23 protein-coding genes are annotated in these 24,225 nt (G+C 45.7%); 13 read left to right on the plus strand and 10 right to left on the minus strand.

Annotated features, from left to right (window positions below; all coding sequences use genetic code 11):
- Positions 1-40 precede the first annotated feature (40 nt).
- Positions 41-301 (minus strand): hypothetical protein, encoded by a 261-nt coding sequence (locus tag QUB56_RS27845; RefSeq protein ID WP_332959529.1) that lies wholly within the window; start codon positions 299-301, stop codon positions 41-43.
- Positions 302-465: 164 nt separating this feature from the next.
- Between QUB56_RS27845 and QUB56_RS27850 the strand changes: the two genes are divergently transcribed.
- Positions 466-705: a helix-turn-helix transcriptional regulator gene (locus QUB56_RS27850; RefSeq protein ID WP_332959530.1), complete on the plus strand. Its 240-nt coding sequence runs from the start codon at positions 466-468 to the stop codon at positions 703-705.
- A gap of 145 nt (positions 706-850) precedes the next feature.
- Here the strand turns inward: QUB56_RS27850 and QUB56_RS27855 are convergent, their stop codons facing one another.
- Positions 851-1,435: a PAP/fibrillin family protein gene (locus QUB56_RS27855; protein ID WP_332959531.1), complete on the minus strand. Its 585-nt coding sequence runs from the start codon at positions 1,433-1,435 to the stop codon at positions 851-853.
- Between the two features lie 247 nt (positions 1,436-1,682).
- Positions 1,683-3,359: a glycosyltransferase family 4 protein gene (locus QUB56_RS27860; RefSeq protein ID WP_332959532.1), complete on the minus strand. Its 1,677-nt coding sequence runs from the start codon at positions 3,357-3,359 to the stop codon at positions 1,683-1,685.
- Between the two features lie 413 nt (positions 3,360-3,772).
- Between QUB56_RS27860 and QUB56_RS27865 the strand changes: the two genes are divergently transcribed.
- The 9 genes from QUB56_RS27865 to QUB56_RS27905 all read left to right on the plus strand — a co-directional run bounded on the left by QUB56_RS27865 (position 3,773) and on the right by QUB56_RS27905 (position 14,301).
- A complete protein-coding gene (locus tag QUB56_RS27865) occupies positions 3,773-4,012 on the plus strand; it encodes a DUF3134 domain-containing protein (protein ID WP_190744105.1) in 240 nt (79 codons plus the stop codon).
- A gap of 130 nt (positions 4,013-4,142) precedes the next feature.
- Positions 4,143-5,258: a phospho-N-acetylmuramoyl-pentapeptide-transferase gene (gene mraY / locus QUB56_RS27870; protein ID WP_332959534.1), complete on the plus strand. Its 1,116-nt coding sequence runs from the start codon at positions 4,143-4,145 to the stop codon at positions 5,256-5,258.
- 319 nt (positions 5,259-5,577) lie between these two features.
- A complete protein-coding gene (locus QUB56_RS27875) occupies positions 5,578-6,564 on the plus strand; it encodes a glycosyltransferase (protein ID WP_332959535.1) in 987 nt (328 codons plus the stop codon).
- 333 nt (positions 6,565-6,897) lie between these two features.
- Positions 6,898-8,757 carry an NAD(P)H-quinone oxidoreductase subunit F gene (locus tag QUB56_RS27880; RefSeq protein ID WP_332959536.1) on the plus strand — a complete coding sequence of 620 codons (1,860 nt, stop codon included), beginning with the start codon at positions 6,898-6,900 and terminating at the stop codon, positions 8,755-8,757.
- Positions 8,758-8,863: 106 nt separating this feature from the next.
- Positions 8,864-9,592 (plus strand): carbonic anhydrase, encoded by a 729-nt coding sequence (locus QUB56_RS27885; protein WP_332959537.1) that lies wholly within the window; start codon positions 8,864-8,866, stop codon positions 9,590-9,592.
- 198 nt (positions 9,593-9,790) lie between these two features.
- Positions 9,791-10,510, plus strand: coding sequence for a carbonic anhydrase (locus tag QUB56_RS27890; protein WP_332959538.1), 720 nt, complete (start codon positions 9,791-9,793; stop codon positions 10,508-10,510).
- A gap of 244 nt (positions 10,511-10,754) precedes the next feature.
- Entirely contained in the window at positions 10,755-12,308 is a 1,554-nt protein-coding gene (locus QUB56_RS27895) for an NADH-quinone oxidoreductase subunit M (protein ID WP_332959539.1), read from the plus strand.
- A gap of 177 nt (positions 12,309-12,485) precedes the next feature.
- Positions 12,486-13,808, plus strand: coding sequence for a CO2 hydration protein (locus tag QUB56_RS27900; protein ID WP_332959540.1), 1,323 nt, complete (start codon positions 12,486-12,488; stop codon positions 13,806-13,808).
- Positions 13,809-14,094: 286 nt separating this feature from the next.
- Positions 14,095-14,301, plus strand: a complete 207-nt coding sequence (locus QUB56_RS27905; protein ID WP_332959541.1) for a hypothetical protein — start codon at positions 14,095-14,097, stop codon at positions 14,299-14,301.
- 196 nt (positions 14,302-14,497) lie between these two features.
- Here the strand turns inward: QUB56_RS27905 and QUB56_RS27910 are convergent, their stop codons facing one another.
- Positions 14,498-15,745 carry a transposase gene (locus QUB56_RS27910; protein ID WP_332959542.1) on the minus strand — a complete coding sequence of 416 codons (1,248 nt, stop codon included), beginning with the start codon at positions 15,743-15,745 and terminating at the stop codon, positions 14,498-14,500.
- Positions 15,746-16,105: 360 nt separating this feature from the next.
- Here QUB56_RS27910 and QUB56_RS27915 point away from each other — a divergent pair, with 360 nt between their 5' ends.
- Entirely contained in the window at positions 16,106-16,300 is a 195-nt protein-coding gene (locus tag QUB56_RS27915) for a hypothetical protein (protein ID WP_332959543.1), read from the plus strand.
- Between the two features lie 132 nt (positions 16,301-16,432).
- Here the strand turns inward: QUB56_RS27915 and QUB56_RS27920 are convergent, their stop codons facing one another.
- The 3 genes from QUB56_RS27920 to QUB56_RS27930 form a co-directional block, all read right to left on the minus strand.
- On the minus strand, positions 16,433-16,774 hold the full coding sequence (locus tag QUB56_RS27920) for a hypothetical protein (RefSeq protein WP_332959544.1): 342 nt from the start codon (positions 16,772-16,774) through the stop codon (positions 16,433-16,435).
- A gap of 1 nt (position 16,775) precedes the next feature.
- A complete protein-coding gene (locus QUB56_RS27925; RefSeq protein ID WP_332959546.1) occupies positions 16,776-17,315 on the minus strand; it encodes a group 1 truncated hemoglobin in 540 nt (179 codons plus the stop codon).
- Positions 17,316-17,931: 616 nt separating this feature from the next.
- Positions 17,932-18,402, minus strand: a complete 471-nt coding sequence (locus QUB56_RS27930) for a hypothetical protein (protein WP_332959548.1) — start codon at positions 18,400-18,402, stop codon at positions 17,932-17,934.
- 127 nt (positions 18,403-18,529) lie between these two features.
- On the opposite strand from QUB56_RS27930, the gene QUB56_RS27935 reads away from it, so the two are divergent.
- The gene (locus QUB56_RS27935; protein ID WP_006631307.1) at positions 18,530-18,742 is read left to right on the plus strand and encodes a helix-turn-helix domain-containing protein; all 213 of its coding nucleotides are present in this window, start codon (positions 18,530-18,532) and stop codon (positions 18,740-18,742) included.
- 158 nt (positions 18,743-18,900) lie between these two features.
- The gene (locus QUB56_RS27940) at positions 18,901-19,095 is read left to right on the plus strand and encodes a hypothetical protein (RefSeq protein WP_194010318.1); all 195 of its coding nucleotides are present in this window, start codon (positions 18,901-18,903) and stop codon (positions 19,093-19,095) included.
- A gap of 259 nt (positions 19,096-19,354) precedes the next feature.
- Here the strand turns inward: QUB56_RS27940 and QUB56_RS27945 are convergent, their stop codons facing one another.
- From QUB56_RS27945 to QUB56_RS27955, 3 genes are all read right to left on the minus strand, one after another.
- Positions 19,355-21,583 (minus strand): NACHT domain-containing protein, encoded by a 2,229-nt coding sequence (locus QUB56_RS27945; protein ID WP_332959550.1) that lies wholly within the window; start codon positions 21,581-21,583, stop codon positions 19,355-19,357.
- 196 nt (positions 21,584-21,779) lie between these two features.
- Positions 21,780-22,670 carry a class I SAM-dependent methyltransferase gene (locus QUB56_RS27950; protein ID WP_332959551.1) on the minus strand — a complete coding sequence of 297 codons (891 nt, stop codon included), beginning with the start codon at positions 22,668-22,670 and terminating at the stop codon, positions 21,780-21,782.
- Positions 22,671-22,916: 246 nt separating this feature from the next.
- Positions 22,917-23,948, minus strand: coding sequence for a DMT family transporter (locus QUB56_RS27955; RefSeq protein ID WP_332959553.1), 1,032 nt, complete (start codon positions 23,946-23,948; stop codon positions 22,917-22,919).
- Positions 23,949-24,225 lie beyond the last annotated feature (277 nt).

Here is a 24,225-nt window from a genome sequence, read left to right on the forward strand (position 1 = left end):
TATAGCCCCCCTTTTTTAAGGGGGGCTCACATCCTTGTGCTTATCGAATTGCTGTGGGCGCTGCAATTGGTACTTCTAAGTCTGGTTGCAAGTCAAAAACTATCACAAGCGTTGCTTGAGGCATCAGTTGACGCAGACACAGCAAGTGTCCGTCAGCATCCGATCGACTGCGAAATCGCCCCACAATCGCCCGCTGCATACTGGGCATGAGTTTGGCGATCGCCCACGGGTAAAGGCGTTTTTGGTACGCGATCGCCCGAGGATTCGCAGTGAATCCCTGTTGATAACCGTTTTGTGGCATGATGGTTTAGTATCCTCTATGGACTACAGGAAAGGGCGTTAGTAAGTCTCTTGGCGGAAATCGACTAACGCCTCTACTACTATGATTAAACACCAAATAGGTCATATCCGTCAACTATTCACGGTAAAACTTAACGTTTTGTCCATCAAAAGGTTCTGTCAGCTATGGATCTGAGAGCCTTAAGAGAACGTGCGGGGCTGAAAATTATAGACGTAGCACATATACTAGAATGTGCTGAATCTTCAATTCGCAACTGGGAAAAGGGTCGAACATTGCCAAAGATGGAAGTTTGGCAAGTATTCCGAATGCGGGACTTGTATCGATGTACCGAAGCGGAGTTAGTGCTAGCTGTCAGAAAGTCAATGCCGATGGAAAAAAAAGAACAGGAAAAACCGACGGAGTAACAATACTGATGAAGTGTTGAATTGTTTGTAAAAGTGATAGATTTTTGATTTTTAACCGCAGATGAACGCGGATAAACGCGGATGAAAGAAAGATAAATTGAGAATGAGTTAAGGGGCGATCACCCTGCACATCCACATCACACTATCACTCTTTTGTCAAGACAAAGACACTTCCTTCATTTCCGCGCCCCAGCCGCAAATCCTTATCTAAATAAGTAATATCGAGCCATCCCTGCTGTTCGCGACTATCGAAGCTGAAATCTACAGCAGGGAACTTTTTACCAGACTCAATCTCATTGATATACTTGACTGGAGATTCATAGCCAATTAATCTGCTTAAGCCCAAAATTGACCGCTCAAACTTTACCTGCACTCGCCGTTCTGAAGTCGCCTCAAATGTCGCTGCCACGCTGACAATTCCTTCCAAGTAAGGCAAGCCGTAAAGTTCGGCTATGTTGTAAATTTTCGATTCTTTGACGCGGATAGATTGATAAATTTGACCCAATTTTACCAAGGGAAAACTGTCAAGATTCAGCAGTGCACGGCTGGTGGTGTACAATAACCGCCAATCACCATTTAAAAGCTCTGCAGCTTCGACAGGGCGCGGTGTGGGGTTGTAATCTTCCAATTGGGCGATCGCACTTAAAATCGCTTGTTTGTCCCTGGGAGTCGCTAGCAAACCGCGATTCTTACCAGCAATTATCTCTAAGAGTGCAGATTTTCTCAGCATATTTTTTTTGAGGAAGAGGGATGAAGAAGGAAAAAATATTCTTGAGTTCGCGTTCAATATTATTTATAGATTACGCGACCACTCGTTTTTAGCGCGCTTATTATTGAGTCTCTCTGGGCGCCGCGTGCACCCTATAGTGGTTCTCAAAAAAGTGAGGTATGGGGGCAAGTCCTATGCCCTATGCCCTATGCCCTATGCCCTATGCCCGCCAGAACACCTGATGTTACTGAGAAAGGCTATAGATTGATTAATGACTAATAACTAAGATACCAAATTTCACCAGATAGAGCATCGTCCGATATAGGTATGCTAATTCTTGCTCGTTTTTAACGTAGCGTCTGATAACTTCCCCCACACTGACACTACCTTCTTGCTTGATTGTATCCAATATTTCCATCTGAATGCTAACAGATATTCTCCGATCGTCACCAAAACTGGTAAACCAAATTGTCTGTACCTGCTTTAAAAGTTCTGGTGTGACGATCGCACCCAGACTCAGCATCATCTCATTGCTTAAAGTTCTAGTCGCATAATGGCCCAATACCCGAAACGGATCGTCGCCCAGCGGATAAGGCGGCTTCCCGGCTTTCACAGGTGCAGACTCCGGTGCCCCAACGCGAATTTCTGCTAATTCCCGCCACAATTGTTCGTAAGCTGCAATTACTACTTTCCAATCATAAATTTCCCTTGCCCTTTGTCTGGCATTTTCCCCCATCTGCTTTCTCAATTCGGGGTTTTCAATTAATTCGCACAGCGCGCGGGTGCAGGCATCAATGTCAACTGCTGTGGCCAGGGAAGTGTGACCCATGTAAGTCGGCCAATTTAAGCTGTCGTCGAGATAATTGAGCGCTAAATCTAAACAAGATTCCGGGGGCGGGATGAGTGTGGGAATGCGGAAGCCGTCTATTTCGTGGCGTACTGATTCTTTGTATCCGTTCCAATCGGAGACTATGGCGGGCAGTCCGTTTGCCATTGCTTCAATTGGCGTCAGCCCAAAGGTTTCTTGAATGTTGTCTGAAAGCGAAATGAAAATATCGGCAGCAGACCAAATATTTATTCTAATTTCGGGCTTTCTCCCATCTAAAAAAATAGCATTCACCGAGGGACAAAAGATTTGCGCGCTATTTTTAAAGTCGGGTTCTTCTCTCGGATCTTCGATCCAACCTGCTTGAATTAAGTGGATTTTGGCTTTTGTCTGTTGTGCGGCGCCCTCTAGGGCGATGTACATTGGTACCGGATGAGCTTTTGCAGAAAAAGTCAATCGACCGACAAATAACACAACAATATCGTCGGCAGAAATGCCGAGTTCTTGCCGCAGTTGGCGGCGACTATTAACTGCTTCCATACCCTGCGGAAACGCGCTGCAATCCACTCCTAGGGGAATAACCGGCAATTTGACTAAAATTTCCGGTTGACCCCCGTTGCGCTGCGCTAAATACTCTGACCACTCCCTCAGAGCTCCTTCTACTGCTGTTTTCGCGGCGGCAGAGGTGCAGATCAGGGCGTCCCAAGGCTGCATTGGTGCGGTTATCAAATCGCCGATCGCCTCCATGACATATTTGGTACCGAGGGTGTGAGTAACGCCGCAAACGCTATAGGCCCGCTGATCGACAAATCTGCGCGCCCACACTATCTGCGAGAGGATCGGATCGGGTCGGTAAATGGTGCCCGGTTGAGATAGCAAATCCGGTCGTTCTGTGGGAATCCAGCGGACTTTCCGAGGTTGTTGCAGCCAAGGTTGGATGTGCGAACAAAACTCCTTAAACGTTGTTCCGCTATCTGCGTAACAGTATAGAGAGTCAGCGGTTCCGTGTTGGACTAAGCTTTTGAGAAACCCCTCTCCGGCTGAATGACGCCCTAGAAGTTTTTGCCCTCGGGTGTCGTAACCCTCTTTGTTGTATAATACTGCCGCCGTTATATCCATTCTGAGATTTATTGCTTGAGAGTTGACTGAAGAAGCCAGAGGGCATTCGGGATTAGGCTTTGGTGAAAAACCGCGAGACTGTTCTGAATCAACGGCTGGCGCGTTAGCGAGGCTTGCACAACAGGATCGCCAGGTGTCCCGCGATATCTTAAAGACGATCGTCTGGGATGACAATGCTTACGGCTAAAAAAGGATTGGCAAGACCGGATTTTAGTGTTATCCTGGGGCCCATGCTTGGGGCGATCGCCTTTTGGGTATCCCATCTTATCCCTATCCGGAACCAAACAGGGCCTGTGGTATAATGCTTTAGCCTTGCTAAATGCCCGATTTGCAAGTGCTCGATCCTAGCTGCAGTCCGTCGGTCAAACGTTACCTCTACTCGATCGCGTCTTTGTCTTTAGAAACCGAGAATCATGTACAACCCATCTCTGCGTCAAATACCTCGCCACTTGCCTGCGGATGTAATTCCATTAAAGCAGCAATCTTCTCTTTTAGACTGGTTGGAATCTAACAATCGCCTGTTAGCAAGGGATGTCCAAGAACCCGACTATCTCCACGAAGAAGAAATTTCCGAACTAATGGCAGTTGACGACAGTCCTTACGATGATTTAGAAGAGGAAATAGAAGAGGATGTGAGTGTAGGCGAGGAATAACTTGTAGAAGGGTGAATGAATCCACCGGAAACAGGGAATAAAAACTAAGATATTTCCCCATCTCCTGTATCGCACCCTATTCCCGAATTGTCAATTGCTTGTTCTTAAATGGTGTGTGTTGAGGAGTGTTATGGATAACTTTGTGGATGATAAAATTGCTTTAACTATGCCTTTCAAACTTACAGGCAGGAATTTATTCCTGCTGCTGGGTTTGGGGCTTGGCATTGTAGCGATCGGTTTAGATGTAGCAGCGGGTAGACTTTTGAATGGACCTGCATCGCTATTTATGCCACTAGCTGTTTGTGCTGTAGTTGCATCGGTTTTGGGGTATGCAGTTGTGCCTTTACTCCAGCAACTAAAAGCAGGACAAATAATTCGCGAAGACGGCCCCCAAGCTCACTTAAAAAAGGCGGGAACGCCGACAATGGGAGGCATTTTTTTTGTGCCTGCAGGGGTCGCAGTTGCTTTGCTTTGGTCGAGATTTAACTCAGATGTTGTTGCGGTATCGGCTTTAACTTTAGCTTACGGTTTCATCGGCTGGCTCGACGACTGGCAAATTCTGCGCCTCAAGTCGAATAAAGGTATTTCACCTCGGATGAAATTGGCTTTGCAAGTAGGTTTTGCAGCTGTATTTTGTCTGTGGCTGATGTTCCGCGAACCAGGGATTTCTACCAGCATTGCTTTGCCTTTCGGTTGGGTATTGCCTTTAGGTTTTCTGTTTTGGCCGCTGGCGGGTTTTGTGCTGGTAGCTGAAAGCAATGCTACTAATATTACTGACGGCGTTGACGGGTTGATGGGAGGTTTGGGGGCGATCGCACTTTTGGGATTGGGCGCATCTGTAGCCTCAACTTCGCTAGAATTAATGATATTTTGCGCCTGCACCAGCGGCAGTTGTCTCGGTTTCTTAGCACACAACCGCAATCCAGCCAAAGTGTTTATGGGCGATACAGGTGCTTTAGCTTTGGGTGGTGCCTTGGGTGCGGTAGCTCTATTAACTAATAGCCTTTGGGTATTATTAATAATTAGCGGGATTTTCTTTATTGAAACGCTGTCAGTAATTGCTCAAGTAGGTTATTATAAAGCTACAAAAGGCCCTGATGGCATCGGCAAGCGTCTGTTAAGAATGGCTCCGCTGCACCATCATCTAGAACTGTGCGGCTGGTTAGAAACTCAGGTTGTTGGCATCTTTTATATAACTAACGGGGTGTTAGTGTTAATGATTTTGATGTTGACTAGCAACAGTTAACAGCGGATTGGCAAAGGATTTAACAGCCGATGTAATTGATATTTTGTGCAAGGTTCCACAACAAATAAGATGCCCGTTCTACAGGAACTCAATGGAGTTGTGGAACGAGCATCTTGCTCGTTTAAGGCTCAAAAAAAGGCTCAAAAAATAAATCGGCTTTCCGCCTTCACTCGCGTGAAAATAAGGATGTTGAGGAGGTGTATCAGTTTGTGGAGAAAGGCACAAAAGTAGAAATTATTCGATAAGTTAAGCTGCCAGAAAACTTGCTCGTAGTAAGGACTTTACTCCTAATTGACTCCAAAAGCTGCATAGAGGACTAATGAACAGTGATGTGTCTTTACCGGAAGTTTCGGTGGTTGTGCCTGTTTACAACGGCGAGATGGATTTGCCGGAGTTGATCGAGTGCCTGCGATCGCAAACTTATCCGATCGACAGTGTAGAATATCTCTTAGTAGACAATAACAGTCGCGATCGCACTTCAACCATCATCGAAACAGCAGCCTCTAACCCCCCCTCACTCCCTCCCTTGGTACGAGGGGGAAGCAATTTCAATCAAATAACCATTCGCCACCTCACCGAAAACCAGATTCAAAGTTCCTACGCCGCCCGCAATAAAGGAATTCGCGCATCAACAGGCGAAATCATTGCATTTACCGATGCAGACTGTCGCCCGAAATCTGACTGGCTGGAAAATTTAGTTAAACCATTTTTAGATGTAGAAATCGCACTTTCAGCCGGGGAAATAGTCGCACTACCCGGTAAAACTATTTTAGAACAACACGCCGAGCGCGAAAATACTTTATCTCAAAAACATACTCTCGCTCACCCTTTTTGTGCTTACGGTCAAACCGCCAATTTAGCTGTACGCAAACAAGTTTTAGAAACAGTAGGTTTGTTTCGCCCGCATCTAACCAGCGGAGGAGATGCTGACTTGTGCTGGCGGATTTTGGGGGAAACATCCTATAAAATATATTTTGCCGAAAATGCGATCGTCCGACACCGCCACCGTCCCACAATAAAACAGTTGCAAAGTCAATGGTATCGGTACGGCGAATCAAATAAATATTTGCACGAACTCCACGGTGTCGATTTGATGCGAGAATTCACAACAGGGGAATATTTTTACCGGCTGGCTAGGTGGCTGTTAAAGGAATTTCCGGTTGCTGCTGCCAAAAGTGCGATCGGCCGAGCCGATCTGGTAGATTTGTTTAATACGCCGATCGGTCTAGTGAATGTTAGGGCAAGGGCGATCGGACAGCGCCAAGCCAAACTTCCCGCATCAGCTTGGCAGATTGAGCGGTTTTAATCGGTTTTAATATTTTAGAGCAATTAATCAGGGTTCGATCGCACGGGCGATCGACAAATATTCGTTTGTACAGCATCCCCGCCTATATATACCTATAAGTAGAGTTTATCGGTAGAGATAAATATGTGAATTACAAATATGAAAATTTAACGCAATACTTAATATAAAATTAATAAGTCTATTCTTCCCCCCTAGTCTCAAAACAACGAGTAACTCGAATACTGACGCCAAAATAGCCTCGAATTCTGCCTTCTGGCTTTTGAGTGCTGTCGTTGGCGCGATCGGAATTATTCTCAGAATTTTAAATTTTTGTAACCTTTACAGGTAATGCCAATGGCTCAAATCTTACTGCAGACGGTTTGGTTTATACCTTGCTATCCACTCATCGGCGGAGTTCTGTCGATGCTGTGGTTTCCGGCAGTTACCCGCCGCACGGGGCCAAGACCATCCGGTTACGTGAACGCCATATTAACCTTTTTCGCTTTCCTACACGGCGTCATCGCCCTCACAGCTATCTGGAACCAACCAGCGCAACACCAGTTAATTCCCTGGCTGAATGTAGCAGGTTTAGACTTAACCATTCCCGTAGAAATCTCTGCTGTCACCGTCGGCGCGACAGTTTTGGTTACCGGACTGAACTTGCTGGCACAGATTTATGCAATCGGTTACATGGAAATGGACTGGGGCTGGGCTCGGTTCTTTTCCCTGCTGGGGCTGTTTGAAGCCGGGATGTGCGGCTTGGTACTGTGCAATTCTCTCTTCTTCAGCTACATGATTTTGGAAGTTCTGACTTTGGGTACTTACCTGCTAGTCGGGCTGTGGTTCAATCAGTCTTTGGTGGTGACAGGCGCCCGCGACGCTTTCTTAACCAAGCGGGTAGGTGACTTATTCCTGCTGATGGGAGTAGTCGCAATTCTGCCGCTGGCTGGAACTTGGAATTTTGATGAGTTGGCTGTTTGGGCCCAGACTGCAAAGCTTGACCCCACTGTAGCGACGCTGTTGACCTTAGCTTTGATTGCCGGGCCGATGGGTAAATGCGCTCAGTTTCCCTTGCACCTGTGGCTGGATGAGGCGATGGAAGGCCCGCTGCCGGCGACGATTTTGCGGAACACCGTAGTTGTCGAAACTGGTGCTTGGATATTGATTAAGTTGCAGCCAGTGATTGCTTTGTCGCCGATTGGGATGACGGCAACTATTGCTGTGGGTGCTGCGACGGCCGTGGGTGCTTCATTAATTGCGATCGCCCAAATTGACATCAAGCGCACGCTTTCCTATATAGTCAGCTCTTACATGGGCTTAGTATTTATCGCCGTCGGCACCGGACAAGCCCAGACAGCCCTGACATTAATATTTGCCTACAGCTTGGCAATGGGTTTGCTGGTGATGAGCATCGGTTCGGTAGTTTGGAACAGCATCACTCAGGATGTCCGAGCTCTCGGCGGTTTGTGGGGAAAGCGGCCGATATCTGCCATATCGTTTATTGTCGGTAGCGCTGGATTGGTGGGACTGCCCCCCTTCGGCTGTTTCTGGGCTTTAGAAGAATTCACGTCCGGGCTTTCGGAAGCTCAGCCTTTGCTGTTAGGAATAGTTTTGTTTGTAAACGCCGTCACTGCTTTTGGGTTGGTGCGCGTCTTCGGTTTAGTTTTTGGCGGCAAACCAAAGCAAATGACCGAACGTTCGCCGGAAGTTCACTGGCCTTTTATTTTGCCGATGACTATTTTAATGGGCTTTACTTTGCACGTTCCGCACTTGCTGGCGGCGTGGAATTTATTGCCTGTGGCAAGTTTGAATTATACCGCAAGTGGAATGCTAGTTTTGTCAACGGCGATCGGCATCGGTGCAGGAGCATTTGTTTACCTGAACGAGAAATGGGAAAAACCGGTGCGAATTGGTTCTCAAGCCCTGCAAGACTTTTTTGCCTACGACTTTTACACTGCCAAACTTTACCGGGTGACAGTGATATTTGCAGTCGGTCTAGTTGCTCAAGTTATCTCCTGGGTCGATCGCAATATTGTTGACGGATTCGTGAACTTAATCGGTTTGGCCACAGTTTTCGGCGGGCAAAGCCTCAAATACAACGTTAACGGTCAAACTCAGTTTTACGCCTTGACAATTCTGTTCGGAGTGGCAGTTTTGGGACTGCTCGTAAGCTGGCCGCTGCTAGCTCGCCTGTCGCTGATTGTAGGTGGGTAAAAATATTTGAAATTTAAGATTTTAGGTGACAGTTTTAATCTAAAATCTTAAAAAAAGATGAAGTCTTGAACAAAGATTTCAAAGTGGTTCAAATAAAGCAAAATAAATGAACTCAAACAACAGACAATTCAATATTTCTCGGCGCAATTCCCTCAAATTTGCCGCAGGTGCTATCGGTACAGGGATACTCGCAGCACGAGCAGGCGCTGAGTTGGCTGCACCCCAACCAGTAATTGCTCAAACTCCCTCGACTCCCGATGAAGCTCTGCAACTGTTAATCGATGGGAACCAGCGGTTTGTTAACAACATGCGCCAAAATCCCAACCAAGACTTTACGCGCATCGCCCAAGTTGCCCCATCTCAAGCGCCCTTTGCTGCTATTCTCGGCTGTGCAGATTCCCGCTTTCCTGCGGAAATTCTCTTCGATAGAGGATTTGGAGATATATTTGTCTGTCGCGTGGCCGGAAATGTGGCTACCCCAGAAGAAATTGGCAGCGTGGAATTTGGCACGCTGGTACTGGGAGCAAAAGTGCTTATGGTAGTCGGGCATGAAAATTGCGGTGCGGTAAAAGCAGCCATCGAAGGAGGTACACTTCCCGGTGAAATTGGCAGTTTGACCCAGGCCATTCTGCCGGCTGTAGAAAGCTCGAAAAACCAACCGGGCGATAAGGTAGCAAATGCCGTCAAAGCGAATATTAGGCTGCAAGCTAACAGGTTGAAAGCCTCTCCAGTTATCAATCAGTTAATTCAAGAGGGGAAACTGAAAGTTGTTGGTGCATACTACGATTTAGACACGGCGGCAGTCGAGATTCTTCCTATGGCATGGATGGTTTAAAAAACCTCGAAGCACTTGTTAAGGCAATTTGCAATAAACCAGCCACTACGGGTTTATTGCAAATTGTGCAATAGGTGAGATTGTAGGCGCGTAAAGACATTTAAATTTTAAGATTTTAGGTGACTGTTTTAATCTAAAATCTTAAAAACAGGAAGTCTTGAACAAAGATTTCCAACTCGTTTAAATAAGGCAAAACGAATGAACTCGAACAACAGACAATTCAATATTTCTCGGCGCAATTCCCTGAAATTTGTCGCAGGTGCTATTGGTACAGGCATCCTCGCAGCACGAGCAGGCGCTGAGTTGGCTGCACCCGAACCAGCAATTGCTCAAAATAACGTGACTCCCCAGCAAGCTCTGCAAATGTTAATCGACGGGAACCAGCGGTTTGTTAACAACATGCGCCAAAATCCCAACCAAACCTTGGCGCGCGTCACCCAAGTTGCCCCATCTCAAGCACCCTTTGCTGCTATTCTCGGCTGTGCAGATTCCCGCTTTCCTGCGGAAATTCTCTTCGATAGAGGAGTTGGAGATATATTTGTCTGTCGCGTGGCCGGAAATGTTACTACCCCAGAAGAAAAGGGCAGCCTGGAATTTGGCACGCTGGTACTGGGAGCAAAAGTGCTTGTGGTAATCGGGCATGAAAATTGCGGTGCGGTAAAAGCAGCCATCGAAGGAGGTGAACTTCCCGGTCAAATTGGCAGTTTGACCCAGGCCATTAAGCCGGCTGTAGAAAGCTCGAAAAACCAACCGGGCGATAAGGTAGCAAATGCCGTCAAAGCGAATGTTAGGCTGCAAGCTAGCAGGTTGAAAGACTCTCCAGTTATCTCTGGGTTAATTCAAGAGGGTAAACTGATAGTTAAGGGTGGATACTACGATTTAGACACGGCGGCAGTCGAGTTTTTTGATATACCGTGATGCAATTTGGGATTGATAATTTGGGAAAAGTTAACATCTAAACTCTCAAATTCAGGCTCTAAGCCCCAGGCCTAGGACGATCGACTTGTAGGGTGCCCCAGACCGAGTCCTGGACGCATTAGCGAGGGTTTGGGCCTGGGACGTACCTTACCACCTGTGTCATTTGCGTCCAGGACTGAAATTATCAAACACAAAAACCAGAAAAATTGATTCTTTACTCTTTACTCTTTACTCTTGACACATTATGCTTAGTGCCTTGCTCTGGTTGCCCGCGTTGGGCGCTGCGGTAGTCGGGTTCCTGCCCGGAAATATCAATGGGATGCGTTTGCGTTCCATAGCCTCGGCTTTTGCTTCTGCTATTTTCATTTTGAATATCTGGCTGTTGACTCAATTCGATACAGCCAATGCGGGACTGCAATTTCAAGAATATTTGCCTTGGATTCCACAATTAGGTTTGAGCTACAACTTGGGCATTGACGGCTTGTCCTTGCCGCTGCTGGTTTTAAGCGCTTTGCTGACGCTATTAGTCATTTACGGCACAGGCGAAAAGATGGAGCGCCCCCAGCTTTACTACTCTTTGATTTTGCTAATCAATGCTGGTATTGCCGGAGCTTTGATGTCTCAAAATTTGCTGCTGTTTGTACTGTTTTACGAAGTAGAATTAATTCCTTTTTACCTGTTGATTGCGATTTGGGGCGGAAAGCAGCGGGAATACGCTGCCATGAAGTTTTTGATCTACACAGCAGTTTCGGGACTTTTAGTACTGGCAGCATTTTTGGGTGTGGCTTGGCTGAGCGGTTCTTTAAATTTCGATTACAGTGCGATTACCACTCAAGAATTGCCTCTAAAAGTGCAGTTAATCCTGCTAACAATTTTGCTAATCGGCTTGGGAATTAAAATTCCCTTGGTGCCGCTGCACACTTGGTTACCAGATGCTTACGTCGAAGCTTCGCCAGCAACAGCAATTTTGCTGGGAGGGATTCTGGCAAAGTTGGGAACTTACGGTTTAGTGCGGTTTGGCTTGCAGATGTTTCCCGAAACTTGGTCGATTATAGCTCCCGGTTTAGCGGTTATCGGGACTGTGAGCGTGATGTACGGGGCTTTGAGCGCGATCGCCCAAAAAGACATCAAGCGCATGGTAGCCTATAGTTCGATCGGGCATATGGGCTACATCCTCGTTGCCTGCGCCGCGGGTACGAAGCTGGCATTAATAGGCGCTGTCGGGCAAATGGTAAGCCACGGCTTAATTTTAGCTTTGCTGTTTTATTTGGTAGGCATCATCGAAACCAAAGTCGGCACCCGGGATTTGGACGTGCTCAACGGTTTGATGAACCCGATGCGGGGTTTACCGACTGCCAGTTCCCTGTTAGTTTTGGGCGGCATGGCAAGCGCCGGAATTCCGGGTTTGGTGGGTTTTGTTGCCGAATTTTTAGTGTTTCAAGGCAGTTTCTCGATCTTTCCAATTCCCACTTTACTCTGCATTTTAGCTTCGGGTTTAACAGCAGTTTACTTTGTGATTCTGCTCAACCGCACCTGTTTTGGGAAGTTGGACAATGCCACGGCTTACTACCCTCCAGTTACGTTTGCTGAAAATATGCCGGCGCTGGTTTTGGCGGGCATCATTTTTGTGTTGGGAATTCAACCTGTTTGGCTGCTCAAGTGGAGCGAATCTACTACAAATGCGATCGTTGCTACTCTGCCGGCTGACAGAAATACCCAAGTTGCTATTAGCTATCCCCTAGAACATTCGGCTGTTGAAATCGCATCTACACAAACGAAGTCCGCCTCTGCCGACTAAGAGAATCTACTCGTTACCAGGCTCTGCCTGGTAACGCAAATCCGGAGGCTCTGCCTCCAATTTTCCGGTTCAGACCTGGATATCGGTTCCCAAGCAAAGCCCGAGAACCAGTTAAAGAATCGCAGCTTTTTGCAATAATTGAAAATATTTAGATTCACTCAATCAAAGGAAGAAACAATGGTACAAACCCCTAATAAACCAGCAACTAAACTACCTCCTTCCAAACACCAATTTGCCGAAGTAATTCACAGGCTGGAAGCTGGCGGCGCGATGATTCCAGATACGCCGGAAAATCTGATGCAAATCATCGCTATCTGGAAAGCTTACGCAGTGCCAATGGATTTCTACTGGCGGGATTTGCTTTACATCGCCGAACGGGTATTTTTACACCCGCTTCCCTTCTTTAAATACTTCTTGCCCCAGGAGTATTTAGACTTGCAAAATCACTATGCAGGCGACGGTGCAGATTTGCGGATTTGGCGCGGGACTGGAAGTGTTCACCCGGAGCTTTTGGAGTTCATGGAGAAGGGTGAAACAGGTAAAATTCCGCGGCTGTTTCACCATTTGTGGCACGATCGCATTAACATGGAATTTGCCGAAGAGTGCATGAGGTCAATGCTTTGGCACCGGGGCTTGTACGTGCCGACCAATCAATTCGATCCTTATTTGGACAGTGACGAATATAAGGCTAATGCCGATCGGGCAATTAAAGCTTACTTCAAAAAAGACCCGTTCATGCTAGCACTGCACAAAGCATTTCCAGAAATGTTTTTAGAACAGTGCCGCCAAATGTCTTATTACAGCAATCTCGGTTTATTCTGGGAAGTCATGGCGCCGGTGTTTTTTGAGGTTTCCGACTTGTACGACGAAGGGAAAGTTACCACAGTCCCGGAGGCGATGAATTTCCTAGTAAATGGCATATTTGCAATCGCCGGACGCCCGATTTACCACCACGTTTACATCGACGGCGAGAAGTACGAAATCATCCCCAAATCTAAGGGTTTCACTTGGCTTTACGAAGCAGCGTTACCTTACGTGGAAGCTGTATTTTATCGCACTTCGCCATTCCGAGGCACCAAATCTTACAACGCTCAAGCCAAGGAAGTTCCCGACGACCAAAAAGACTTCCACTACGGAGTATTGTATGCAGACAAATTCCCGGTAGGTACGGCGGGGATTCCGCCGACTTTGCTAGCACAGGATATGCTGCATTTCCTGCCGCCTTATTTGATGGATTTCTACAAACAGCGCTGTCGCGGCGAAGATGATATCCTCAATCAAATTGGGGTGACATTTCAGCGATCGATGTACTGCGTTACTTCGGCGGTGATTCAAGCTTTGCGGACTGCTCTTTTGTATCCTTTAGATGACCCGAATCCCAAGCATTTGAAGGCAAATCGGGCTTTCTTTGAGTCTCAGCTCGATCGCTTCTGTCGCCCGGAATACGGCATGAAATATGCTGCGAAGTTGAATAATATTCAGACTCCGGATTACAGGTAAAGGATGTTGGCCGGAGGCATCTTAGCTTCCAAGTCCGCCAGTCCGTTAGTCCGCCAGGGGTTGAAACCCCTGGCTCAAACCTCAAGTCGGTTGAAACCGACTGGGAAAAATGAGAGCTTTTTTAAACCGTTTCAAAAGTCCTATAATATTAAGCCAGTTGGCATCGCAATTATTCAACACTCTCTCTTCTTTTCCTCTGAGTTCTCTGCGTTCTCTGCGTTCTCTGCGGTTTAATCATTCCGATCCAACCGGAAACGATATAACCAATAACAAATAACCAATAACTATGGACAGCAACGATCTAGCCAAATATATCGAAGCAAAGGACGGGATATCCAAACCTTGGCTGTTGGTGCAACTGCGGCTCAAAAAATTGCAAGAAAGGCGATCGGAGATTTCTGCTGAAGAGTATATGATAGAACTTACGGACATTCACAAAGATTTAATGAATCTGGGGGAATGGTGGCTGGGAATCGAGGATGAAGTGTTTTAAAATTTAATTGAAAGTTCAAGTAGGATTAAGTCGATCGCACTTTAAAATTTTTCCATCAAATCTTTTTCGTGGGAATAGACATCTCGTAGCTGTTGCAGCGCCGCCCCAGAAATTGCCGATTTAACAGTAGCTACCAAGAGGCCCCACTCCAGCAAGCTGTCAACTGAAACAGCTTTTTTGAACTTGTGGGTGTGAACTACCCAACACCCATCTGAGTACAGATAGGGTGTGGGCTTCCCCATTCAACGGGGATTGCCTCAGCCTTCATGGATTTTTTACGTCCTGATGGCTTTGGTCTTACATCCCCTCCAAGGGCAGAAGCGCTAGTTCCTAACGCCAAAACTCGCAAGCCTTCGTTTTTAATATTTATTGCAGCGTTGATGTCTCTATCATGCCGATGCAGACAGTGAGGACAATCTACAAGTCTTACACCCAATGAATCATATCCTTTTTGCAGTATTGGGATGGGTAGTAGAGTTTCGTTACAAAGTTGAGAAGATGGGAAAAACCGCCCTATTTCTTGGTATGTGTGACCAAATCTTTCTGCTTTGTACTTGAGCATGGTTAGAAAAATTCCCCATGCTTGGTCTGATATTGCTTTTGCCAAGTTGGGATTTTTAACCAGATTCTTAACTGCCAAATCTTCTACACAAATAACTTGATTTTCGTATGCTATTTTGCGAGATAGCTTGTGTAGAAAGTCTTCCCTTACTCTAGCTATTTTACTAGATACTTTGGCAACTAAAAGTTTAGCCTTGCGACGCTTGTTAGATGTTTTATCCGTCTTTTGGGCTAATTTCTTTTGTTTGCGTTTTCTATTCCTTTCTAACTTAGCCAATTGCTTCTTAGGTAGGTTGTATTTTGAACCCTCCGAAGTTATAGCAAAGTTTTTCAACCCCAAATCAACACCGATAGCTTCTCTAATTGCGACTGCCGGCCTATCTTCTTGGTTAAAGAGAATAGAAGCATAGTACCTACCATCGGTGTTTCTCGATATTGTTACAGTCGTGAATTTAGCATCAGGAATGTTTTTGTGAAACACGGTTCTCATCACCCCCAAATTACCCGGAAACTTAATTACAGAATCCTGTGGCATTAGTTTCACATTTTGGGGATATTGAATCGATTGCTTACCATGTTTAGATTTGAATTTAGGAAATTTAGCGCGTCCCTCAAAAAAATTGACAAACGCACTTGAAAGATTAAATGTTACTCGTTGTAAGACCTGACTATAAGCCAGTCCCAACCATTCATATTCCTTTTTCAAACCAGGAAGCAACTTGTCCATCGCAGCTTTAGAAAGACCTTTGGCAGTTTCTTTATACGCGCTAGTAGTGGCATTGAGCATATAATTCCACAGCCATCGAGTATTGCCAAAACATTGAGCCAAGTAGGATTCCTGCTCGTCGGTAGGATAAATTCTGATTTTTACTGCTCTGTACATGGTATCGACCTTACCGTGCTTACATATTCACGGTAACATAAATAATTAAAAATATGTCAACTCACAACAAATATTTTGCTCGTTTGGGACGAGTCCTCGAACATCGCTATCGCATTGGTCAGAGGACTGTCCTCAACTCACGCGCAATTCATCAAGGGCAAGATCCCTGGGTAAAGGTACAGTGTGAGCCTTCTTGCTGTTATACGTAAGAATTAAAGTCACAGAATTAGCGATCGACCTTTCCATGTTTCTGCTATAAAACCTCTTGTCAAAACGCGCTTAGACGCTGTGCAGCGCAGATAAAAGCTCAGCTTAAAAGTGCTAAGATTTAGTCAAAGTTGTTAATCTCCCGTTACCTTTGTGACTAGAGCCAGTACCGCCATTGGAGTCAGCCCAATTATCAAGGATCAGGTGCAGAAAAAGGCGCTAGCAACCCGGCTAACGCTGAAGGAAATTATCTATGTCGGGATGCTGGCGATTGACGAGTTGGACGAAAAGCGCTTGCAAGAGTTGGCTGACAAGGTGCATCAAATGCAGGTGAATGGGGAGATTTGAGGGGAAAAGGGGGAATCCCTGCCCGAACCGAAGGCACGCGCGTTCGGGATAGCTTCGCTCGCGCGGACTTCGGGTGAGGTAAGGTAAGGGCGATCCTGTTGAACCCGTGTACCGATCGAAATTCTGATTTTTCTACCAATAAATGGGGGTCTTGCCCTTGTCAGCGGGAGCGTTCTGCAATTTAGCATTTGTACGGGTTTCGGTGCTCTTAGCCCCACACAGCTTGCTCAAATCAACTATCGTGGTATCCGAGCGCTGATAAAAACACAAAGGTCGATCGTTGGATTGAGGATCGGGTGGAGCAAAAGTAGCAGGGCCCGAAAAGCCCTCGGAAGACTGCCTCGGCATTGGGGATAGTGGAACTTTCATCTCGGTAGTTGGCTCTGACTGTTGTGCATGGGCGGAGTCGGCCGTTACCATTCCTGACAGTAGCAGAAATGCCACCGAAAGCAGGAGGAGATTGGAGCGTTTCATATTAATTTTCGACAATCTTGTCTCTGAGACTTTCAACAAATGCCATGACTTCGGCTTTGGGTAATGGATTGACGCTATTTTGAGTGAGAGCTTGGGACACAGCATTAGCAAAAGCGTTAAATTCATTGTCCCCGAGACCTCCATCCATTCCACTATGGGAAAGGGTCATAGTCCGCCCTGTATAAACACAAGGCCCCCCTGCCGCTTGGCAGAATTGATCCACTAACAACTGACGCAGCCTCTGTTTTGAGTTTGTACCCAAGCCAATAAAGTATTTACCAATTACTGGGTCAGCGAATATGATAGCTGCTGAATCATCAATGACTTTTGCGATCCCGTTGTAGCCTCCTAACTTAGTGTAGAGAGATCTTCCTGAAGCACCTTGTGCAATCAGATCGGTAGTTACTTTTTCTGGTGATTCTTGTGCTGACATCACAGGCGTAGAACGAGCGAAACTAGGGCTTAATCTGAAAGTAGTTACAACTATGACTGTGAGACAAATTAATGTCAACAACATTCCCAAAGATTTACTGATTTTCATTGAAAATCTCCAATTGTGATGGTAATATGGTTAATTGAATCTTCAGCACTAAGTCATACAGATACATAGGCTTAAGAAGCCTGCAGCCGAAGTATAAGCCCAACTAAACTTAGTTTTTCGCTCTGTGCGATGGGAAAGAGGCGATGGGAAAGAGCGATCGGTCGTCACATCACTCGATCACTTTAGCATCAAATTATCTTAGGGTAGATTTTGTAATATTTCTTAGATAAGTCAGCATTTTCTGAGAGATTGACTTGACATTGTGTTGCGTCTTGTCAAAACGCGGTTAAACAAGTTGCATCGCAGCTAAAAGCTCAGGTGAAAAGTGGTAAGATTTAATCGAATTTGTTAATCTCCGGTTAGTTTTGTGACCAGAACCAGTACCGCCATTCGAGTCAGCCCCATAATTAAGGAACTTGTGCAGAAAAAGGCGCTAGCAACCTGACTAAGGCTGAAGGAAATTATCTATGTCGGGATGCTGGCGATTGACAAGCTAGAGGAAAAGGGCTGGCAAGAATTGACCGCTAGGGTGCATCTGATGCAGGTGAATGGGGAGATTTGAGGGAAAAAGGGATCTCGCACTTTTGGTGAAATGAGGTTAGGGGCGATCGCAAATTCAAAAATTTTCCAGCCTATATTTTTGGTATAAATAAGCATCTCGCAGTTGTTGCAAAGCTGTTTCTGAGAACAGGGATTTGACTGCAGCTACCAAGAGGCCCCATGCAAGCTGTTTATCCGCAGTAGTAGCGTTTTTGAATTGATGTATATAAAACTGTGTCCAAAAATCCGGCGCTTTTTTGCCTTTCCAGCGTTTGTACCATCTGCCAAAGTCTTGAAGTTTCGGTAATTCTACTTCTAAAATTGGCGGAAAATCGGCGTAGCTGACAAAGCGGCTGATGCCTTTGGCGTGGACGTATACCATGTAGCGACAGCATTCGATCCGGTAAATCTGGTCTGTTGAGATATTGAACAGCAGTGCAACAGTTTCTTCTGTGACAAATCTTGCCAGCGGATGAAGGACTGGGGACTTGTGGATAATTTTGGAGCAGGCGAAGGTGCTTGATTTTAGCTGGAATGCTGCTATCATGGTTACTCAGACAGCTAGTAACTGTCTATTTAAGTTTTAAAGACGATCGCCCTTTAGTTTTCGAGGCCGGGGGGCGATCGCTCTTTACATATAAAATTTTACGACGCAATTGCATCAACTGTCAAGCATGGGTTTAGTCAGGCTAAAAATTCGGGAACTAGCGGCCGAGAAGGGCTGGACGCTTAAGGAAGTATCCGATCGATCCGGGGTAATTTATAGCACTGTCAGAAGCTATGCTCGTCGTCCTGAAATGGCAATGGTTGACTTTACTTGCCTGCGGAAGTTAGCTCGGACTTTTGATGTGATGATTGAGGATTTGGTTGAGGTTTTGGAGGAATAGGCCGATCGACCTTGAGTTTTCGAGACGGCGGGCAATCGCTTTTTTGTATTTTTTACACTAGAGCCTGATTAACTGTAGTTAGTCAAACATTATGGTACTTAATCGGATTGAGGATGGTAACATCAAGGAAAGTTGTTATTAATAGTTGATTATTCTTCGTGGCTAAAACTAATACTGCGATCGCCGTCAGTTCCGCGATTAAGGAAGTCATTCAAAAACAAGCGCTAGCGACCAGACTAACGCAGAAGGAAGTCGTGTACTTGGGAATGCTGGCAATTGATGCACTCGATAAGGAAAGCCGCCAAGAGTTGGCAGATAAGGTGCATCAGATGCAGGTTAATGGGGAGATTTGAAGCTGAAGAAAACCAGGTCAAACCCTGATTGAATCAGCCCTATCAAATCCGGTAGCATCGGAATTATTGATCTCTCTGTTCTCGAACTCTGCGTTCTCTGCGTTCTCTGCGGTTTAATCATTCCAATGCAACCGGAATTGATATTACACATGGGCGTCCAGAAACCGGGTTTTTACGAAAAGACGCGTTGCAACCAGCAGATTAGGAAAAAAACCCGGTTTCGAGGAGTCGGAGTGCGTCCAGGACCGTATCTAGAATCTCAAATGGTAGAATTCTCTGGAACTACCAACATCCGCGATTCTATTTCTTCCCAGGTTTTTGCTGATATTCTCACTGCTGCTTCTTTGCATTCGATGAGAAAATTATTGGCAGATAAATAATCTCCCAGCGCCTTTGCTTCTTCCTTAGATAATTTGACTATTTCTCTATTGAGATGGAGTGCATTACACCAGGTATCTAAAAGGCAATCAAAAATTGCTAAGTCTATTTGGTCGGATTGGTTAGCATCAGCAAATCGATCTTTGAGTGCTGTCAGTTGAGCAATCAGTTCAGTCCAATTCACATCCTTGAAGATTTTGATTTTTTGAAATTCTTCGGCGATGGCGATGGCGTTGGCGATGGCCATGCGGATGATGGCGTTGGCCTCGCTTTCGATGTTGATACTATTGCCCTGGGCGTTGGCGAGGGCGATGCCGTTAACCTTGGCGATGTTGTAGCCGATGTTGTAGCCGATGTCGTAGCCGATGCTGATGCTGTTGGCCTTGGCGTTGGCGTTGGCGATGTCGTAGCTGATGTTGTAGCTGATGCGGTTGCCGTTGGCGTTGGCGATGCCTTTGGCGTTGGCGATAGCGTTGGTGTTGGCGTTGGCGATGGCTCTGGTGATAACGATCGCCGCAGCACGTTTACCCACAGGCTTAAAATCACCTTCCGAGTCCTTAGTTGCTGCATCTGCCCATTGCAATAGCTCTTGCAACTTCGGCGTGTTAATGTACTTTTGAGCCTCTTTTTCCATTAACAGCAGCAAGTCATCAGCCCCATTTTTTGCACGCACCAACCCCGCTACCAACAAAAACACTTCTCGCCAGCGTGCATCGGAAAGATGGCCGGTAACTAACTCCTTAATTAAATTATTATCAGCAATATATTGCGCCGTGAGATATTCCTGAAGCGTCAAATGCGAAAACGAGTACACATCCTCAGCTCGTTCTACCAAAATCCCCTGTTGAACTGCAATAGCATTCAGAACCGCCTCACCGTCTAAATGCTTCGGTGCATTCAAATTGCCTGATAAAAAAGTTTTGATTTCCTCAACCACTTCTCGCTGCGAAAAAAACAGCTTATCAGTCTCAAAACCAGTATAAGCAATCTCCGATAACAAACTCTCCTCTAACTCCGTGCTGAGTCCTTGATAAATTTCCTCTTTCTGAATCCGCTTTTCCGCCGCCCATTCTTCCAACAATATCCGCAAAGCCTTTTTGTAAAGAACACTGCGATTATTCGGAAAGTTTTGCGAACGGTTATAAATGAGGCAGAGGAAAGTTAGCAATAATGGCGTGTGGGCTAACTCTTTAGCTGCTGCATATTCTGGCTTTTGCAATAACTCCCAACATTTTTGAGCTGTTCCTGCTTGTTTATCAACGTCTAACTGAAACCAGTTACCAATAAATTGCTCAATTTGAGTATCGTCAAAGTCGGCTAGTTTGACATCCGTAAAGCGTTGAAAGTTGTTTTTATAAGCGGCTGTGCGACAAGAGACAATGAAGCTATTTTTATCATAGCGGTCAACAAAATTTTGAATTTTACTAATGACCTCATTTGTGTTGACTGTCGGCACTTCATCCAATCCATCCAGCAAGATTAACAGCTTTCCCTGCTCTAATGCCTTAGCGATAAATTGCTCAGGATAGGGAAAGCTACAAATGCTAAACTCTTCAACAATTAATTTTTCTATGTCTATCTGGCTAGATATAAAGCTTTTAAGTTCGATAAAAACTGGAATGCGATCGTGCTTAAATCCGCCTTTTTTGCCCTTCAGTGCTTCGAGTCCTATTTTCCGCAAAAATGTAGATTTTCCGCCTCCGGGCTGCCCTAACACCATCAAATATTGCTTCTGATTAGCAATTTTTAGCCCTTCTTGCTTCTTGCAATCTTGCTGCTGAAAACTTCGCTTGTTTGCTTTGCGGTAAGCTTCTTCTAAATTTTGGATTGATTCAAAACTGCGGATTTCTTGCTCATCCAAAAACTGCACAGCAGTATAAACCGATTCTAATGGCACAGCCTCCGGCATTCCCAATGCTTTCAGCATGCCGTGACGCTTGATGTAGCGTTTGCCGTATTCCCCCGATGCCCTGCAAATCAGCTCATGTACCTTTTTCCCCATCGAGCCGAGAAACTTGCCACTGCTTCCATAGACTGACTGGAAAATGGGGAGGGCGATACCGCTAACACAACTTATAGCATAGGGAGCAAAGGGTTCAAATCCTGTCATGGCAGTATTAATGAGGTTTTGATGATGGGACTTAGCCGCGTCGAGGTCAGAAACCAGGTTGCTTCTATATATCTCTAGTTTGACGCATCAAGCGCAGCTTGTCCTTGCTCAATGCTCTGATACAGTAAATCCACCATAGCAAAAGAGACGATCGCCCCAGTGGTAGAGTGAAAAAGCCGATCGACCCTCAAGTCACTTATGCGATCGAGTTGGCCTCTAAAATGGGTTTACGTGCAACGAATCCTGCATGAGCTTTTGGCAACTTGTACTCACCGTAACTACCTATGATTTGAACTTGAAAACCTGCGCGATCGAGTGCTTCAGCAATATCTTTTGCCTTGTACAACCGCAAACAGTGTATTTCATCATCTCGCCTGTAGGTTTCCCCTACTTTACGAAGAGTTATGATGCGGCGAATTAAAGTTTCATTCTCTTGATTTTCTTCTTTCTCAACCAGAACTATCCAATCTTTTCCTTCCGTGAATCCTTTGGTTGTGTTTCCAGCTACAATCTGTCCGGGTTCTGCAATGTCAAAAATGAAAACACCGCCCTCGGTTAAGGCGTGATAAATGCGGCGGAAAAATTGCACCAGGTTTTGGCGATCGTTGTCTGCATCAAACAGATAATTCAAACATTCGCCGATCGAAGTGACAGCATTACACCGTGGGATATCAGTTTTAAACAGCGACTCAACTCGAAACTCGCCATCTGGCACTCTGTTGCGGGCAATGGCAATCAAAGACTCAGAAATATCAACTCCCAAAACACGATAACCAGCCTTTGTAAATTCTAGTGCTGATAATCCGCTGCCACAACCCAAGTCCACCACTAAACCTTGTTGTAGGTTGTTTTGGGCCAAGATATTCAATATAGCAGGGGCAGATTTGAGAGCATAATCGCTATGACCCACATCATGAATATATGCGAGGTCTTCCTTATACCACTGTGTCATATCGTTTCCGGTTGCACCGTCCGTGATTGTTGACTGTTGACTGTTGACTGTTGACTGTTGAGTGTTGACTGTTGACTGTTGAGTGTTGACTGTTGAGTGTTGACTGTTGACTGTTGACTGTTGACTGTGAGTCAAAAAACTGAATGATAGTTGAGTATTGACTGTTGATTAGATTTTACAATTCCTCAGCTAGCGGAGTTGATATCATGACTTCGTTCCAGCAGACTACTTCACAAATTTAGTGGCTATCGCACTTTTATTGCTGCTTAACAGACTCAGCCAACCGCTTCGCATTCTCCCGCCGATGAAGATTAATCGGACTATTGCGAATATCAACTTCTAGGGTTACTTTTGGTAACTAAGAATCTGTAGTATTAACCATTAAAGCCCTTTGAATCCCACTTCCAAATCCATCTCTTTTGCGGGACTTACAGGAGGTTGAGGCGCGGATTGGGTTTGCTTGCGAAAAACGCCAATTTGATTGAGAACGATCCCGATTAAAATGATGCTGCCGCCGATGTATTGAGCTGTTGTTGGCGTTTCCGATAAAATCAAATAGGCGGCTAAAATCCCCGCGATCGGACTAAACGAACTGGCGAGGGATACATCTGCAGCGCCCGTCGTTTTTAGTCCGGTAAACCAGCACAGTTGTCCGCCAACAACAATAATAGCACCATAGACGAGCATCCACTGCCAGAGCAAGGGCGCAAAAACATCGATAAAGTGGGTGGGAGTATATAAGATTAAAACGACAATAAAGAAAGCAACTGTTCCCACTGTTGTTCTGATAATAGAGAACAATCCTAAGGGAATTTGTTTGAGCGTGACTTTACTAATAATCGTCGAAATGGCTAACGCGATCGCCCCGGATGCTGCCATGAATTCGCCTGTGCCGATCGTCAATCCCCCCATGTCCATCATATCGGTAGTCGGTGCTTGCAATACAATAGTCAGTGCAACACCCACAAACGAAACGATCGCCCCGGCAATCACCCAAAGATTGACGCGATCGCCCAAAATTAGAATGGACAGCGCTAAAATCAGAGGCGGCTCGATGCGTCCAATCAGTACCACATTATTGACAGCGGTTAAATCCAACGCAATAAAAGTTAAGGCTGGAGCCAAGGCCCCAGATAGCAAAGAAATTCCGATCAATCCCCACCATGTTTTACTGGGAATCGATCGGAAATTTTGCAGCGTACATTGCTGGCGATAAACCAGGAATAAAACTGCTAACGCGCAGAGATTCCCTACAAATAAAACATTACAAAATGAAATCAAATTTCTGCCGTCGATCGGGTTCTGCGCTCCTAAATCGGTTAGTTTGCGAATGACAGAGTTAGAGGCAGCAAAAATTATGATTGCTAGTAATAAATAGGTTCGTCCAGGGATGCGGTTGAATAATTGAGACACGATAATAGGAACATGAATATAGCCATCCTAAATGATTATACTCGTTACCAGGCTCTTCCTGGTAACGCATATCCGGAGGAAGAGCCTCCATAGTCTGAGCCGAGGCTCTTCCTCGCTTACATCGGTTAAGGGGCTCTTCCTGGTAACCAGTTAACCACTTATTGAAACTGATGTGAGGATTGCTATATATCATAGGTTCTCTTCTTTAGGATCGCGACTTAAATAACTTACAATTTTAATTATTATTGTGGGATGGGCGTCCCGCCCGTCCTTTTTG

It is taken from the genome of Microcoleus sp. AR_TQ3_B6 (genome assembly GCF_036702785.1).
Lineage (GTDB): Bacteria > Cyanobacteriota > Cyanobacteriia > Cyanobacteriales > Microcoleaceae > Microcoleus.